The sequence below is a fragment of the Paenarthrobacter sp. NPDC089988 genome, from assembly GCF_044748465.1.
In the GTDB taxonomy this organism is placed as follows: domain Bacteria; phylum Actinomycetota; class Actinomycetes; order Actinomycetales; family Micrococcaceae; genus Arthrobacter.
Window position 1 is genome coordinate 276,785 of the sequence record NZ_JBIVGD010000003.1, and the last position, 16,744, is coordinate 293,528.

At 65.2% G+C, this 16,744-nt stretch carries 12 protein-coding genes; 3 read left to right on the plus strand and 9 right to left on the minus strand.

Translation table 11 applies throughout. The features are described from left to right. The first annotated feature begins 276 nt into the window (after positions 1 to 276). Both ACIPV6_RS06690 and ACIPV6_RS06695 read left to right on the plus strand, forming a co-directional pair. Positions 277 to 5,136, plus strand: a complete 4,860-nt coding sequence (locus ACIPV6_RS06690) for an NAD-glutamate dehydrogenase (RefSeq protein WP_400270113.1) — start codon at positions 277 to 279, stop codon at positions 5,134 to 5,136. A 104-nt stretch (positions 5,137 to 5,240) separates the two neighbouring features. Continuing rightward, positions 5,241 to 5,459 carry a hypothetical protein gene (locus ACIPV6_RS06695; RefSeq protein WP_400270114.1) on the plus strand — a complete coding sequence of 73 codons (219 nt, stop codon included), beginning with the start codon at positions 5,241 to 5,243 and terminating at the stop codon, positions 5,457 to 5,459. A 176-nt stretch (positions 5,460 to 5,635) separates the two neighbouring features. Here the strand turns inward: ACIPV6_RS06695 and ACIPV6_RS06700 are convergent, their stop codons facing one another. The 3 genes from ACIPV6_RS06700 to ACIPV6_RS06710 all read right to left on the minus strand — a co-directional run bounded on the left by ACIPV6_RS06700 (position 5,636) and on the right by ACIPV6_RS06710 (position 9,403). Continuing rightward, positions 5,636 to 5,884: a hypothetical protein gene (locus ACIPV6_RS06700; RefSeq protein ID WP_397325016.1), complete on the minus strand. Its 249-nt coding sequence runs from the start codon at positions 5,882 to 5,884 to the stop codon at positions 5,636 to 5,638. A gap of 195 nt (positions 5,885 to 6,079) precedes the next feature. Then, positions 6,080 to 7,672: a histidine ammonia-lyase gene (gene hutH, locus ACIPV6_RS06705; protein ID WP_400270115.1), complete on the minus strand. Its 1,593-nt coding sequence runs from the start codon at positions 7,670 to 7,672 to the stop codon at positions 6,080 to 6,082. Next, positions 7,673 to 9,403, minus strand: coding sequence for a urocanate hydratase (locus ACIPV6_RS06710; protein ID WP_400270116.1), 1,731 nt, complete (start codon positions 9,401 to 9,403; stop codon positions 7,673 to 7,675). It lies immediately after the preceding gene. 208 nt (positions 9,404 to 9,611) lie between these two features. On the opposite strand from ACIPV6_RS06710, the gene ACIPV6_RS06715 reads away from it, so the two are divergent. Then, on the plus strand, positions 9,612 to 10,070 hold the full coding sequence (locus tag ACIPV6_RS06715; RefSeq protein ID WP_400270117.1) for an SRPBCC domain-containing protein: 459 nt from the start codon (positions 9,612 to 9,614) through the stop codon (positions 10,068 to 10,070). Between the two features lie 83 nt (positions 10,071 to 10,153). Here the strand turns inward: ACIPV6_RS06715 and ACIPV6_RS06720 are convergent, their stop codons facing one another. The 6 genes from ACIPV6_RS06720 to ACIPV6_RS06745 all read right to left on the minus strand — a co-directional run bounded on the left by ACIPV6_RS06720 (position 10,154) and on the right by ACIPV6_RS06745 (position 16,535). Continuing rightward, a complete protein-coding gene (locus ACIPV6_RS06720; RefSeq protein WP_397325008.1) occupies positions 10,154 to 10,960 on the minus strand; it encodes an IclR family transcriptional regulator in 807 nt (268 codons plus the stop codon). Between the two features lie 245 nt (positions 10,961 to 11,205). Continuing rightward, entirely contained in the window at positions 11,206 to 12,798 is a 1,593-nt protein-coding gene (locus ACIPV6_RS06725) for an aldehyde dehydrogenase (NADP(+)) (protein WP_400270118.1), read from the minus strand. Beyond that, complete coding sequence (locus ACIPV6_RS06730) at positions 12,795 to 13,226, minus strand: ester cyclase (protein ID WP_400270119.1); 432 nt, start codon at positions 13,224 to 13,226, stop codon at positions 12,795 to 12,797. The genes ACIPV6_RS06725 and ACIPV6_RS06730 overlap by 4 nt, the downstream gene beginning before the upstream one ends. Continuing rightward, complete coding sequence (locus ACIPV6_RS06735; protein WP_400270120.1) at positions 13,223 to 13,792, minus strand: flavin reductase family protein; 570 nt, start codon at positions 13,790 to 13,792, stop codon at positions 13,223 to 13,225. The genes ACIPV6_RS06730 and ACIPV6_RS06735 overlap by 4 nt, the downstream gene beginning before the upstream one ends. 2 nt (positions 13,793 to 13,794) lie before the next feature. After that, entirely contained in the window at positions 13,795 to 15,114 is a 1,320-nt protein-coding gene (locus ACIPV6_RS06740; RefSeq protein ID WP_400270121.1) for a flavin monoamine oxidase family protein, read from the minus strand. Between the two features lie 26 nt (positions 15,115 to 15,140). Further along, positions 15,141 to 16,535 carry an LLM class flavin-dependent oxidoreductase gene (locus ACIPV6_RS06745; RefSeq protein WP_400270122.1) on the minus strand — a complete coding sequence of 465 codons (1,395 nt, stop codon included), beginning with the start codon at positions 16,533 to 16,535 and terminating at the stop codon, positions 15,141 to 15,143. Between the last annotated feature and the right edge of the window lie 209 nt (positions 16,536 to 16,744).

The following is a 16,744-nucleotide window of genomic DNA, read 5'->3' on the forward strand; positions in this document are numbered from 1 at the left end:
CAGCGGAAACGCTTCGAGCAGTGGGGCCGCCTGAACTTCATGGTCAATCTCGTTCGCCTTGCGTATGAGATTGTCCGGGGGTTCTGGCAAACCAAACCCTAGCGGGTTTGCGGTGGCCGCGGGCACGTTCCGCGGCCACCGGCCGCACCCGGATATGCGCCTTCAAGCCTTTACCGCCGGCCCCTCGGAGACGATCATGGGATGAGGCGCAGGGACTTCGCCGACCGCACCAGTACGGCCGCTACTTGCGCAGCCCCAGGGCAGCGGAGGCGCGACATGGCACCCACATTGGAGCCGGCGGACGGGTTTCTCACCGACTACTACGAGCACGTGGCCGACGACGATGTCCTCAACTACCCGCCCGAAACCCTGGTGGAACGGGCACGCTACCACCGGTCCCTGGCCGAACGCCGCGAGCCGGGCCAGGCCGTGATCGGGATCCTGAATGAGTCCGATGCCAGCCTGGTCGCCATCGTCACGGACGACCTCCCCTACCTCCTGCCCTCCGTGACCGCCGAGATCGCCAGGGACACGTCGTCGATCCGCCTGCTGGTCCACCCCACGTTCCGGGTGGAACGCGACCCCGCCACCCACCGCCTGACCGGCCTCCACCGGGGACCGCACCGCACGGGGCTGCCCACCGGCGTCGAACACCCGCCGGAAACGCACGACGCCGGCCAGCTCACCGAAGCCTGGCTGGCGCTGGACATCCCACGGCTGGCGGATGAGGAAGCCACCGCGCGGCTGATCTCCCGCGTGGAGGCCGTGATTCGCGACGTTCGTGCCGCAGCCGAGGACGCTCTGGCCATGCACTCGCAGCTGGAGGGCGTGCTCCGCGAACTGGACAGTCAATCCGAGCCCGGAACGGACGAAGCCCAAGAGCTGCTGCGCTGGCTGGAGGACGGAAATTTCGTGTTCCTGGGGTACCGCGGGCCGGATGGAATGGGGTTCGGGATCCTGCAGGACCTGCCAGCCACGGAGACCACCGTGGACAACCCACGCTCCGGGACGCCAATCCTCACGCTCACCAAGTCCACCCGCCGCTCGACGGTACTGCGCCATGCGTACCTCGACGAGATGAAGGTGCGAATCCCCGGCGGGCACGGCGGGCACACCTTCGTTGGCTTGTTCTCCCCGAATTCCTCTGCGCATTCGGCCCTGCAGATCCCCGCCATCCGGGACACGGTGCTGGATGTCCTCCGGATGTTCGGCTACCCCGCGGAATCACACCACGGCAAGGAACTCCTGGCGGTCATGGACGCCTACCCCCGGGACGAGCTGTTCCACATCGACGCCGAACAACTGGCAATGCACGCACGCGAAATCCAGCGCCTGCAGGAACGCCACAGCACCCGGCTCTTCCTTCGCCCGGACTCCTATGGCCGGTTCATGACGGCACTCGTCTTCCTGCCACGCCACCGGTACAGCACGGCCGTCCGGCTCAACATCGAGCGCGAGCTGCGCGAGGCCTTCGGTGCCGAAGAGATCGAATTCGAGCTGCGGCTGGGCGAATCTGCCATGGCACGGGTGTTCTTCCGGATCCTGCTGCCGGAGGCAGCGGAACACGGCGGCAACCACAGCGAAAGCGGAACCAGTCCGCAAGGGGTGACTGCCGCCGTCGTCGATTCAGCGGCCCTCATCGATTCAGCCGTCCTGGAGCAGCGCATCATCGCCGCCACGCGTTCCTGGGCGCAGGGCCTGGACGAGGCACTGCAGGCCAGGTACCCGAGGGAGGAAGCCACCCAGCTCTCGGCGCAATGGGGTACCGCGTTTTCCGCAAGCTACAAAGCCGAGTACGAGGTGGAGGATGCCGTTGCAGACATCGCCAGGTTCGAGGGCTTCCCTGAGGATGGCGACCAGGACCCCATCCTCTCCGTCTACAAACGCCCCGGCACCGCCATCCTGACCGAGGACGCCCGCGTACGCCTGTACCTGACCCGTCCGCAAAGCCTCACGGAGATCCTGCCGTTTTTCCACAACCTCGGGCTGAAGGTCCTGGACCAGCGGCCTTTCGATGTGCAGCGGGCGGATGGCCGGCAGTTCTTCCTCTACGACCTAGGGTTGAAGTACCCGCGCGGAGTGGATCCGCTCCCGACGGCTGAACTGTTGGCCGACTCGTTTTGCGCCTCGATGCGTGGCGACGCGGAGTCGGATGCGTTCGACGCGTTGGTGATCAGGGAGGGCATCGACTGGCGCCGCGTGGCGATCCTGCGCGCCTATGCCAAGTACCTGCGGCAATTGGGCAGCACCAACTCGTATGGCTTCATTGCGGATACCCTGCGGGCCAATGTCACGGCAACGCATGCGTTGCTGGAGTTGTTCGAAGCCAAGTTCAACCCGGACCTCTTTGCCCCGGATCTGTTTGAACCTGGCCCCGGCGCGCATGCAGGCGAGGGTGATGTCTTCGAAGAAGGCACCAGCGAGCTAAGCCACCGGACACAGGCCATCCATCAAGCCCGGACAGCGTTGGCCGCAGCAATCGACGCCGTGCCGGTCCTTGATGCGGACCGGCTCCTGCGGCAACTGGCGAGCCTGGTGGAGGCCACGCTGCGCACCAACTTCTACCTGGACAAGCCTTACATCAGCGTCAAACTGAATCCGTCCAGCATTCCCGCCGCACCTGCGCCCCGGCCCAAGTTCGAGATCTGGGTTTATTCGCCCCGGGTTGAGGGCGTACACCTCCGCTTCGGGCCGATTGCCCGCGGCGGCCTGCGTTGGTCTGACCGCCGCGAGGACTTCCGCACGGAGATCCTGGGACTCGTGAAGGCCCAGACTGTCAAGAATGCGGTCATCGTGCCCACAGGCGCGAAGGGCGGCTTCTTCCCCAAACTCCTCCCGGACCCCGTCGATGACCGTGCGGCGTGGCTCGCCGAGGGACAGGAAAGCTACCGGACTTTCATCCGCGGCCTCCTGGACATCACGGACAACCTGGTGGCGGATCCCGACGGCGGCACCAACGGCACGGTGGTTACGCCGCCTCGCGTCGTCCGGCACGATGGCGATGACTACTACCTCGTGGTGGCTGCAGACAAGGGAACCGCCGCGTTTTCCGACCTCGCCAATTCGGTGGCTGCGGAGTACGGATACTGGCTCGGAGACGCCTTCGCTTCCGGCGGCTCGGTGGGCTACGACCACAAGCAGATGGGCATCACCGCACGCGGGGCATGGGAGTCCGTGCGGCATCACTTCAGCGAACTCACCATAGACTCCCGCGCCGAGGACTTCACGGTGGTGGGGATCGGGGACATGAGCGGCGACGTGTTCGGCAACGGCATGCTCCTGTCCAACCACATCAAACTGGTAGCCGCGTTCGACCATCGGCATATCTTCCTTGACCCCACCCCGGACCCGTCAACCTCTTATAAGGAACGCGAACGCCTCTTCAAGCTGTCACGCTCTTCCTGGGCCGACTACGACCCCGCAAAGCTGAGCCCCGGCGGCGGCGTGTACTCCCGCTCGGAAAAATCGATTCCGGTCACCGAACAGGTCCGCCTCGCCTTGGGTATGGAGGAAAGCACGACGGCGGCCAGCCCGCCCGAGCTTCTACGCGCGGTCCTCAAGGCACCGGTGGACCTCCTGTACAACGGCGGCATCGGCACCTACGTCAAGGCATCCACGGAAACCCACGCGGACGTCGGGGACAAGTCCAACGACGCCATCCGCGTGGACGCCCGGGATCTCCGCGCGCACATCATCGCCGAGGGCGGAAACCTCGGGGTGACCCAGCGGGGCCGGATCGAGGCAGCCCTTGCTGGAATCCTGGTGAACACGGACGCAATCGACAATTCGGCCGGCGTGGACTGTTCGGACCACGAGGTCAACATCAAGGTGTTCCTGGACCGGATGATCTCGGCGGGACGAATGTCCGTGGCGGAGCGGACCGGGTTCCTGCACTCGCTCCAGGGCGAAGTGGGCCGGCTGGTCCTGAAAACCAATGATCACCAGAACACGCTCCTCCTCAACGACAAGCAGCTGGCCGTGGAGTGGAGTCCCAGTTTTGAACGGACCATGGACTGGCTGGAAGCGGCTACGGACCTTGACCGCCAGCTGGAGTGTTTGCCAAGCAACGAGGAACTGAGGGCACGGATCCTGGCCGGCAAAGGCCTTACCACCCCGGAGCTGGCGGTCCTGGCGGCCTATGCCAAGATCGAGCTCGCCAAGGAACTCACCGAGGGTGGCTTGGCGGACGATCCCTGGTTTTCGCAAACCATGCACTCCTATTTCCCCAAGCAAGTCTCCGAACGGTTCGGCGAACACCTCGCCACCCACCCGTTGCGCCGCGAAATCGTTGCCACGGTGGTAGCCAACGACATGATCAACATGGGTGGCATTTCCTTCGCGTTCCGGGCCATGGAGGAGACCACTGTGTCCGCCACAGCCGTGGCCAGGGCGTTCGTGGTGATGCGGGAGATCTGGGACTTCGATTCCGTCATGGAGACCATTGCCCAGCTTCCGTCCAGCACGCCGAGCGAGCACGGAGCGGCTGTGGCCCTGGACATGCGGCGCCTGCTGGACCGCTCGGTCCGCTGGTACGTCACCCATGATTTCCGGGACAAGCCGGTGGCGGATGCGTTCGCCCGGCTGGAACGTCCCATGGCGCTGATGCGGGCCAACTTCACGGGATTCCTGCACGGGATCAACCTGGCCCACTCCTTGAAGCGCCTGGCCCACACCGACTCCGTGGGCTTGCCGCACAGCCTGGGCATCCGGGCCTCCGAGCTCCTGGTGAGCTACGGCCTGCTCGATATCTCCGCGATCGCCGAGGAACTCCAGGAGCCGGTGGAGGCCGTGGCCGAGGTGTACTTCGCCGTGTTCGAGCGTATTTCCGCCATCCCCCTCCTGGAACACATCACCATGCTCTCCAGGGACACCCATTGGGAATCATTGGCCCGTGCAGCCTTGAGGGATGACATGTACCTGGTGCTGGCGGACATGACCAAGGCCGTTGTCCGGCACACTCCCCGCTCCTCGACGGTCAGCGATCCGGTAGAGCGGATCATGGATTGGGAACGGGGAAACATCGAACAACTGGCTCGCATCCAGGAGACCATCCAGGAAGCCATCAAGCCAGGCCCCATGGACATTGCGGCGCTGTCCGTAGCTGTGAAGCTGCTCCGGGCCATGGTCCGCAGGTGAGACGCACGTCACTTAGCTGCCAGTCATCTTACAAATATTTGGCTTAGAGGTCCTATGATTGATGGGTCGCCCTCGCATGCGGCACGTAATAGGAGGTCCCCCCAATGACTGCAACGACGGCAGAACGCGAAATCCGCCTGTCCTTTTCCACGGCAGGCGAGATCCACGACGGACTCGATCGCGCCGTGGATACCCTGATCGAAAGCGCAGCAGCAGAAGCCAACTGCGGCATACTGGTGACGCGCCACGAGCCCGGCACCTACACCGTGGCCCTGGACGAATCCGTTCCCTTCGGCCAGACCCACGAAGCCCTCGCCGCCTGACCACAACCCACGAAGGCAGGTTCCTGGCAGCGAAGCCAAAAACCGGGGCCTGTCCCTTTCCGCTCTACTACCCGCGGAAAGGGACAGGCCCCGGTTTCTGTTTACCCCCCAAGTAGGTCGCAATTGACGTCGTTCCCAGCGCCGGGAACGACCTGAAGTGCGACTCAGTTGGGTTGTTACGCCCGGCGGAGAGTGACGCCGTCGGACTTCATGAAGAGTTCCTTGCCCTCTTCGGTGACCCCGGGCCCTGAATGTTCAAGCCACACCACATTCCCGCTGCTGGAAACTTCCTCGATCTGGCCGGTCGCGATGACGTGGGCGTACTTGACCACTTCCACCATTTCGCCCACCCGGAGTTGCCTCCAGTCGGACACCGTAGCCGTGTGAGCGTTTCGCCTGGACAGGACTGCTCCGCGTGCCTTCATTGAACTTCTACCCCTTTGTGGATGTTCGTTGTGTATTGACTTGTGTAAAAAGTGACCGTCAAGCCCACGACATCGTTGGCGTGGACGTGACGTACACCATAAGTATTACTACATTTGCCACGTCCCGGAGACTGCGTTGCGAACAATTTCCGGAACGTGACAAACATGCGCCTCAAATGAGGCTTTTATTCGACGTCAGGCCAAAATCCCGACGGCGGATTCGGCTGCCGCACGGACGGCACCCGAGCCAACCAAACGGTCAGCCGCTTCGAGCTCGGGCGACAGGAACCGGTCGGTGCCCGGACCCTGGACCACTTCGCGAAGCACCTCAAGCACTGCCGTGCCGGCAGGGCCCGGGGTGAGTTCGCCGTCGGACAGTTGCGTGCGCATGTCGATGGCTCGGGCGCTGGTCACGAGTTCGACGGCGAGCACCCGCCGCAGGTTCTCGACGGCCTTGCGCAACTTCCGGGCGGCGTGCCAGCCCATGGACACGTGGTCTTCCTGCATGGCGGAGCTCGGGATGGAGTCCACCGATGCAGGAACGGCCAGGCGCTTGTTGTCCGAGACCAGGCCGGCCTGCGTGTACTGGGCGATCATGAGGCCCGAGTCCACGCCGGGATCCGCGGCGAGGAAGGCCGGGAGTCCGTGCGAACGGGCAGGGTCCAGCATGCGGTCCGTGCGGCGCTCGGCGATGGAGCTCAGGTCCGCGACGGCGATGGCCAGGAAGTCCAGCACGTAGGCCACAGGTGCGCCGTGGAAGTTGCCGTTGGACGTCACGCGGCCGTCCGGGAGGACCACCGGGTTGTCGATCGCTGCGGCGAGCTCGCGGGATGCCACAAGCGCGGCGTGGTCAACGGTGTCGCGGACAGCTCCGGCAACCTGCGGGGCGCAGCGGAGGGAGTAGGCGTCCTGGACCTTGGTGTCGTTGACGCGGTGCGAGGCGACGATCGGGGAGTTGGACAGCACGCGGAGCATGTTGTCGGCGCTGGCAGCCTGCCCCGGGTGCGGGCGCAGTGCCGCGTGGAGCTCGGGCAGGAACACCTGGTCCGTGCCGAGGAGGGCCTCGACACTGAGGGCGGCAGTGACATCCGCCGTCGCAAGCAGCATGCGCAGGTCCGCGATGGCCATCAGCAGCATACCGAGCATGCCCTCGGTGCCGTTGACCAGCGCCAGGCCTTCCTTTTCGGCCAGCGTGACAGGCTCGATGCCGTGCCGCGCAAGCAGCTCAGCGACGGGTGCCTTGCCGGCGGCGCCGTACAGTTCGCCGTCGGGTCCTGTTGCTTCGCCTTCGCCCATGAGGACCAGGGCGCAGTGGGACAGCGGAGCGAGGTCGCCGGAGCAACCCAGCGAACCGAACTCGCGGACCACCGGGGTGATGCCCGCGTTGAGGACGTCCACCATGGTCTGCAGGACCACTGGGCGAACACCCGTGCGGCCCGAGGCCAGCGTCTTGGCACGGAGGAACATGATGCCGCGGATGACTTCGCGTTCGACGGCCGGGCCCATGCCGGCGGCGTGGCTGCGGATGAGCGACTTCTGCAGCTGGGTGCGGAGTTCGTTCGGGATATGGCGGTTGGCCAGCGCACCGAAGCCCGTGGAGATGCCGTATGCGGGCACCTCGCTCGTGGCCAGGTCGTCAATGTGGGCGCGGACCTTGGCTACCGTGTCCAGGGCGTCCTGGGAGATGGTCACCTTGGCGTCGTGGCGTGCGACGGCGACGACGTCTTCCGGGGTCACGCCGCCGGAACCGAGGGTAACGGTCAGCTGTTCGTTTGAGGTGATAGTCACTTACTTACCTTCGTTCATGGGGATGCGGACGCCGCGTTCGTGGGCGACGTCGATGGCGCGTTCGTAGCCGGCGTCTGCGTGGCGGATGACGCCCATGCCGGGGTCGTTGGTCAGCAGCGCGGTCAGTTTCGCTGCGGCGAGTTCGGTGCCGTCGGCCACGGAGACCTGCCCGGTGTGGATGGACCGGCCAATCCCGACCCCGCCACCATGGTGGATCGACACCCACGTAGCCCCGGACGAGGCCGCGGTGAGCGCGTTCAGCAGCGGCCAGTCAGCGATCGCGTCCGAGCCGTCCTTCATCGCTTCGGTCTCCCGGTACGGGGACGCGACCGAACCCGAATCCAGGTGGTCACGGCCGATCACGATCGGTGCCTTGACCTTGCCCTCGGCCACGAGCTTGTTGAACAACAGCCCCGCCTGGTGCCGTTCGCCATACCCAAGCCAGCAAATCCGCGCCGGCAGGCCCTCGAACTCCACCCGTTCCTGGGCGGCGTCGATCCACTTGTGCAAGTGCTTGTTCTCCGGGAACAGTTCCTTGATCGCCTCATCCGTGACGCGGATGTCTTCCGGGTCCCCGGACAGCGCCACCCACCGGAACGGGCCCAAGCCCTCGCAGAACAACGGACGAATATACGCCGGAACAAACCCGGGGAACTCAAACGCACGGGTGTAGCCGCCCTTGCGGGCCTCGTCCCGGATGGAGTTGCCATAATCAAAGACCTCGGCCCCGGCGTCCTGGAACTCCACCATCGCCTGCACCTGGCGGGCCATGGACGCCTGGGCCTTCTTCGTGAACCCTTCCGGGTCGGCTGCGGCTTCGGTGTGCCACTCGGCCACGGTGATGCCCTCGGGCAGGTAGGACAACGGATCATGCGCGGACGTCTGGTCCGTGACCACATCAATGGTCAACTCCCCCGCCCTGTGCCGGCGCAGCAGCTCGGGGAAGACCTCGGCGGCGTTGCCCACGTACCCGACGGACCAGCCACGACGTTCTTCCTTGGCCTTGAGGACCTTCGCGATCGCGGTGTCCAGGTCCGTTTCGACCTCGTCCAGGTAGCGTTTCCCGGCGCGGCGGCGCAGGCGGGTCTCGTCGACATCGATGATCAGGCAGGCGCCGTCGTTCAAGGTCACCGCCAGCGGCTGCGCACCGCCCATGCCGCCACACCCACCGGTCAGGGTCAGCGTCCCCGCCAACGGGCCCTCGGTGGAACCCTCCGCAGCAGGTGCCGGGTGCCGGCCTTCCGCGACGAGCTTGTTCCCGAGAGCCGCGAACGTCTCATACGTGCCCTGCAGGATGCCCTGCGTGCCGATGTAAATCCACGACCCCGCGGTCATCTGCCCGTACATCGTCAAACCCTCAGCCTCCAGGCGGCGGAACTCCGGCCACGTCGCCCAATCCCCCACCAGGTTCGAGTTCGCCAGAAGCACACGCGGCGCCCACTCATTCGTGCGGAACACCCCCACCGGCTTACCCGACTGCACCAGGAGCGTCTCGTCCTTCTCCATCGTCTCCAGGGTCCGGGTGATCGCATCAAACGCATCCCACGAACGCACCGCACGGCCCGTACCGCCGTAAACAACCAGGTCATCCGGACGCTCAGCAACCTCCGGGTCCAGGTTGTTCATCAACATGCGCAACGGCGCCTCGGTCTGCCAGGACTTTGCGGTGAGCTCCGTGCCACGGGCGGCTTTGACCGGGCGGGCTCCTGTAGTGAAATCGGCGGGTGCCATGGTGGCTCCTTCATCTCTCGAAATATGTCTGGGTGAAAGATCTTCTGTATCCAGTAGAGCCTGTTCACCGGGCGCCGGGAACGGCTTTTGGGCGGGTGCTGTCCGGGATTACAGACCCGTGCGACTGGCCTCGCGACCGGTCAAACAACGGGCACATCGAGGCTCAAAGAATCTCGAATTCGTCTGCGAAGAAGCGCATGCTGAACCCATGGGAACATTCCACGTGTCCGCCTTCATTGCTGCTCCACCCGAACGTGTTTTCGCCACCTGGACGGACCAGGACCGGTTCAAGGAATGGATCGGCGGCGTCACCCGCGTGACGGATCGCGTGGGTCGGATCGATGAGGCAGGGAGCCGCTACACGGTGTGGTTCGGGCGGATGGCCAGCCCTACTGAGGTCTTGGCCGTCGAGCGGCCACGGCATATCCGCACGCGCTTCGGCAATGCGATCCTCAAGGGCGAATCGGACGTCACGTTCCTGCCCGAGGGTGCAGGAACGCGCCTCAACCAGCAGTTCGTCACGCGGGGATTCATTGCGGGAATCTTTGGGCGCCTCTTCGCAACGGGCTCCTACAAAGGCAGCTTCAAAGGCGAGCTGGAAGTGTTCAAAAGGCTCGTCGAGCGCGACGAAGCCGGGCAAGGCAGCGGCGGGCCTGGCCCGGCGTAGCCGAAGGACCGACGGCGGCGGGCCGTCCCGGCTCAACCAACACGCTGGCGCGGCCGGGCGAGCCGGCCCGGCCGGCAGGCAACTCAGACGGCCGGGCGTCCGTGGATCCGCACGGACAGTTCGTCCGCCGCCTTGCGGATGCGGGCGGCAAGGACCGGCCATTGCTCCGCCGGCACTTTGTCCTCCAGGAACGTCACGGCGACTGCCGCCGTCGGCCATCCCACATGGTCCGTGACAGCGGCGGCGATGGAACCGAAACCCGGGGTGATTTCGCCGTTCTCGGTGGCATAACCGCGCTGCCGCACCTGGTCCAGGTGGGAGGACAACGCGGAGTACTTCATGATGGGGAACTCCACCTCGTGCCGCGAGGTGAAGGCCGCAGCGTTCGGATAGAGCGCCCGGACCTGCGACTTGGGCAGCGCAGCGAGAATCGCGCGTCCACTGGCGGTGAGGTGGCTGGGCAGGCGGACACCGACGTCGGTCACCAGGCTCGGGCGGTTCTTGGCCCGCTCCTCCACGATGTAGAGAACGTCGCGCCCGTGCAGGACGGCGAGGTGCGCGCTCTCACCGATGACGTCCACCAACGAGGCAAGCATGGGCCGCCCCAGACGGGAAAGGGGCTCCTGCCGCGAGTACGCCGAGCTGAGCTCGAAGGCACTGATCCCCAGGCCATAGCGCTGCTCTTCATGCAGGTGCAGCACAAAGCCGTTGGCCTCCATGACCCCCAGCAAGTGGTACACACTGGAGCGCGGCAGGCCGAGCGCTGTGGCAATGTTCGACGCCGCCATGGGACCACGGCGCGACGCCAACAGTTTGAGGATGCGCAGGGTGTTTTCGGCGGCCGGGACCTTGGAAGTGGACTTGCCGGGTGCCAGTGGCGTGGTTGTCATGGTGCCTCACTGCTTGGGTGCTCGAGGGTGACTTTCCAGGCAGCTGTTCCACTGCCTGTCCGGTATCCCGTACTCAAGGATGCACAGAACTGCGCCTGGCTTCCTAGCCCTCCACAATCGCGGGTGTCCGTAATACCAGACTCTCACGGCACCGAACCGTTGTGTGCACGGAACCTGCGTGCATGGAAAAGCCGCCCGGCGGTTGCGATCGCCGGGCGGCTTGCTTGGGGTGGGCTGGACCGTGGCTAGCGGGAGAGCTCGGGCTGTCCATCCACGAGACGGTTCACGTTCCAGGGGTTGGCATCCTTGAGTGCCTCGGGGCGCAGCTCCTCGGGGAAGTTCTGGTACGCAACCGGACGCAGGAAGCGGTCGATCGCGAGGGTGCCAACGGACGTGGTCTTGGCGTCGGAGGTAGCCGGGAACGGACCGCCGTGGACCATGGCGTGACCCACTTCGACACCCGTAGGCCAGGCGTTGATGATGATCCGGCCCACCTTGCGTTCCAGGGTAGGAATCAGTGGCGCCGCGGTGGCGTAGTCGGCTTCCGTGAGATGGAGTGAAGCGGTGAGCTGGCCTTCAAGCTTGGCCGTTGCTGCGATGAGGTCCTCGATGCCCTTGTAGCGGACTACGAGGGACGCGGCACCGAACACTTCCTCATGCAGGATCGGGTTGTTGATGAACACGTCCAGGTCCGCGCCGAACACCGCAGGTGCGGGTGCATTCTCGCCGGGTCCCTTGGCACCGCGGCCAAGGATTTCGACGTCGGGGGCTGCTTCGAGGGCGTCGTGGCCGTGCTGCCATGCCGTGGCGATGCCGCCGGTCAGCATGGTCTGGCCGTGGAGATGGGTGATTTCACCGGTAACGGCTGCGGCGAAGCGTTCGCCGGCCTCCCCTGCCGGTACGAATACCAGGCCGGGCGAGGTGCAGAGCTGGCCGGAACTGCCGGTGACCGAGCCGATGTACTGCTTGGCCAAGGCTTTGATGTCCTCTTCGGAGCCGTCGAGCGCGCCCGGGAAAACGTACACCGGGTTGATGGAGGACATCTCGGCGTAGACCGGGATGGGCTCCGGCCGTGCAGCGGCGGTGCGCATGAGGGCCGTGCCGCCGGCGCGGGAACCGGTGAAGCCCACGGCCTTGATGGCAGGGTCCGCAACCAGGGCCTGGCCGATGCTTGAACCCGATCCGTACACCAGCGAGAACACGCCGGGATGCAGGCCAAGGTCCTTCACGGCCTTGGTGATGGCCTGGCCTACCAGCTCGGCCGTGCCCGGGTGGGCGTTGTGGGCCTTCACGATGACCGGGCAGCCGGCGGCGAAGGCCGAGGCGGTGTCGCCGCCGGCCACGGAGAACGCCAGCGGGAAGTTGCTGGCACCGAACACAGCCACCGGTCCCAGGGGAATCTGGCGCTGGCGGATGTCCGCGCGGGGCAAGGGCGTGCGCTCGGGCAGGGCCGGGTCGATGCGGACACCCCGGAAGTCACCCTGGCGGACAACGTTCGCGAAGAGCCGCAGCTGCCCGGTGGTACGGGCTCGTTCACCGCGAAGGCGGTCCAGGCCGAGGCCGGTCTCCACGGAAGCGCGTTCGACGAGTTCGTCGCCGATTGCTTCGATGTTTTCCGCGATGGCGTCCAGGAACCGGGCGTGCTGCTCGGGGTCCAGGGCGCTGAAGGATCCGAAGGCGTCCTCGGCAGCGGCCGTGGCTTCCTGCAGCTGTTTTTCGCTGATCAGGCTGTAGGCCGGTTCCAGCTGTTCATTGGTGGCGGGGTTGATGCCGAAGGCCGAACCGCTGGTCCCGGGAGTGGCCTCGCCGGCGATGAGGGAATGTCCGTAAAGAGTCATGAAGTGCTTTCTGGGTAGTTTCCGTGTCCGAGGTGCCAGATGCCGAGCGCTGAGAGCAACTCGCGGGGATCCCACACCACCCACTCCTCGGCGAGTTTATCGCCGTCGAACGCCAGGAAGGAGGCACCGGTCACCGTGACATTCCTGCCCGTGGCGGGCACGTCCATGAACTCGCCCGTGTGGGTGCCAGTGGTCTGCCAATGGATGGCAACCTGGGCGCCGTCCTCGATGATCTGCAGGATGTCCGTGGACGAGTCCGGGAACGCCGCGTGCATGGCTTCGATGGTCTTGCGGAGGCTGGCGAAGTCCTCGCTGCCTGACTTCGAACGGCGGACGTAGCCAGGGCTGAGCAGCTGCTCGAACGCGGCAAGGTCGCCGTTGCCCCAAGCGCCGTTCCAGGCCTTCAGAATGGTGTCGCGACGGCTCATGATGCGCTCCTTGCGAGTTCGGGTGCCTGTGCCGGGGCGACGGGTGCCTGCGCTACGGGTGCCGCAGCAGCCGGCGCCGGGATGTCGATGGGCAAGTACTGGCCGAACTTGCCGCCACGGAAGAGCAAGGCATCGCCCGTTCCGTCTTCCATGCTGGTTACGGCGCCCACCACCATGTAGTGGTCCCCTACCAGGACCTCCGCTGTGACGACGCAGTCAATGTATGCCGTTGCGCCGTCCAGGTGCGGGGTTCCGAGGGGTCCGGGAGTGGAAGGGAGACCCGAGAACTTCTCAGGACCCTTGCGGGACAACGACTTGCAGATGGGGATCTGGTGGTCGGCAAGGATGTTCGCGGTGAACTTCTGCAATTTCCTGAGCTTCGGCCAGCTCGACGAGGACTTGTCCACGCAGAACATCACCAGCGGCGGCTCAAGGGACAGTGACTGGAACGTGCCCACTACGAGGCCGAGCTTCTCGTCGTCGTCGTTAATGCCGGTGATGGCGGTGACGCCGGTGGGCAGCTTGCCCAGGATCTGGCGGTAGAACGCCGGAGTGATGTCGCTCATGGCTAGGCCTTCTCCTCTTGCAGTTCTTTGTGTACCTGGCGGCCGACGCGGAGGCCCGATTCGATGGCTCCGTCGAAGAAGCCTGCCCAGATGTTGGCGATGTCGCCGCTGGCGAAGTGCAGGGCGCCTTCGGAAACCTGCTGTGCTGCGTGGTACTTGGTGAGTTGGCCGGGGCGCTGCACCAGCCAGGTTTCCTCGGCGTAGGGGTCCTCGCCCCATTTGTGGCCGGTGACCTCAATGACTTCAAGGTCGTCGCGCCACACCTTGATGGCTTCCTGGACCTGCTCGATGTCCGTGACGTCGATGCGGTTGGCATCGGCGCCGAAGCCCACCAGCACGGCGTCGTCCTCGCCGAGGAATTCGGTGCGGATCACGGAGAGCGGCTTATCTTGTGCCGAGTAGGCGAAGAAGGGCTTGATGGGTCCCTTTACCCGGATCCAGGCCTTCACACCCTGGGACGCGGTGCGTTCGCGGCTCGGGGCGGTCTTGCCTTCAGGGAGGGCGGGGGTGACATCGAGCTTGTGCAGCACGTTGACCGGCAGGGTGACCACGATCTTCTTCGCTTCGATGCGCTGGCCCTCGCCGTAGGTGACCGTGCCGCCGTCGTGATGGTGTTCCACCTTGGTGACCGGGGCGTTGAGGCGGATGTCCGCGGTGGTGTCCTCGGCGATCGCGTTGACCAGGCCGTCGTTGCCGTCCTTGAGGCGGTAGATGGCCGAGGCCTCGTGCATGAGGTGCCAGTGCCCGGAGGAACCGGCTGTCCAGCGGAGGGCGTTGACGTAGGCGCACTGGTCCAGGGGTGCGTTGAAGTGGCCCACCCAGGCGGCCTCGTTGGCGTTGCGCTCGTCCTCGGAAAGGTCCAGCTTGTCCAGCATTTCCTGCAGGTTGTACTGGTCCGCTTCGGCGAGGTTCTCCACGGTGAGGGGGGCGTCCGGGCGGGGCAGCCACTTGACGGTGTCCTCAAGCAGGCGGGTCATGCCGGGGTCGATGAGTTTCATGAAGTCGTCCAGGTTGCCGCGGCGGACTTCGTTTCCGGCCAGCCAGAAGGTCTCTTCCGAGCGGGGGCCGCGGGAGACTTCCAGGCCGTAGCGGGTGACTTCGGCCCAGACGTGGGGCTGGGTCCAGTGCAGCCAGTTGCCGCCGAGTTCCAGGTTCTGGCCCAGGCGGCGTTCGGTCCACAAACGGCCACCGAGCCGGTCGCGGGCTTCGAGGACCACCACGTGGTGGCCGCGGTTGGTCAGTTCACGGGCGGTGATCAGGCCGGCGAGGCCGGCGCCGATGACGACGACGTCGGCCTGTTCCGTTTCCAAGTGTTCAGTCATGGGTATCTCCGTTGATATCTGGGTGCTTAGTTCGTCAAAGCGAGGTGCTGGGCGCGGTGCGCCGTGGCGGGGTGGCCGTCAAGGGTGTACTTCCGTCCGAAGAGCGTCTCGCGCAGGGTCACTGCGTCCCGCTCCTGGTCGCGGAGCGGCGCAATGAGTCCTTGGGCGCGGAGTTCGGGGAGAGCGAGTTCGATGAAGTCTTCCCAGCTGCCGGGCTTCGTGGTGTAGCTGAGGTTGATGCCGTCGATGCCGGCCTCGTCGCGCCAGCGGCGGAGTTCGTTGGCCACGGTTTCGGGAGAACCGATGACCGTGGAGCCGGTGCCGCCGACGGCCAGGAATTCGGCGACCTGGCGGGGAGTCCAGTCACGGTCGGGATCGGCCTTGGAGAACATGTCCACCATGGACTGGCCGGCTTTGGTGCCGACGGAGCGGAGTGGGGTGTCGAGTTCGTAGTCGGACATATCGATGCCGGTCCAGCCGCTGAAGCGTGCCAGGATGCCGTCGATCGGCGCGGTGTCCACGGCCTGCTGGTACTTTGCCTGGGCTTCATCGTCGGTGGGGGCAACCACCACGGTCAGCAGGATGACGATCTTCACGTCGCGCGGGTCGCGGCCCGCGTCTGCCACCGCTTGGCGGAGCTTGTCCACGGACCGCTTGGTTCCCTCAACGGACGTGCCCTGGAGGAACACCACTTCGGCGTGCTTGCCGCCGAACTCCATGCCACGCGATGAGGCTCCGGCTTGGAACAGGACGGGAGTGCGCTGCGGGGAGGGCTCGCAGAGGTGGAAACCGGGGACCCGGAAATGCTTGCCCTCGTGGTTGATGGGGTGGACCTTGGCGGGGTCGATGTAGGTGGCGGTTTCGGCGTCGTTGACCACGGCGCCTTCTTCGTAGGAGGACTCCCACAGCTTGTAGACCACTTCCATGTACTCGTCTGCCATGTCATAGCGCTCAGCCGGAGTGAGCTGCTGCTCCCGGCCGAGGTTGCGGGCTGCCGCCTCGGAGTAGGACGTCACGATGTTCCAGCCCACGCGGCCGCCGGTGAGGTGGTCCAGGCTGCTGAACTTGCGGGCCAGCAGGTAGGGCGGCTCGTACGTTGCCGAGACCGTGACACCGAAGTTCAGGTGCTTGGTCACTGCCGCCATGCCGCTGATAAGCACTGTGGGATCGTTGATGGGAATCTGCGCAGCATCCCGGAGGGCTGCGTCACCGTTGCCGCGGTACACATCGTGGTAGCCCACGTTGTCCGCGAAGAAGATCCCGTCGAAGCCGGCGCGTTCAAGCATCTGGGCGATGCCCGTCCAATACTTCAGGTCGGTGTAGCGGTGACCTTGGTCGCCGTCGTTCCTCCACGACCCGGAGGTCAGATGGGAAGGGGCGAAAACATCAAAAGCGAACAGGCTCAAAGGCGCATTTTTCATGGCAGCGGTGCTTCCTTGGACTCGTGCCGGGCTATGCAGGCAACTTCACTTGCGACGTTCACTTACTGAACGCTTCGTTCAATTTAGGGCGTGGCTTGGCTCACTGTCAAGAGGTTTCCGCCAGGCCTGCAACATAGGAAAAAGTGTTGACAGCAAATGTGGCGCATGCCATATTTTTGAACATGTCGTTCAATGAATGAACGTTCTGG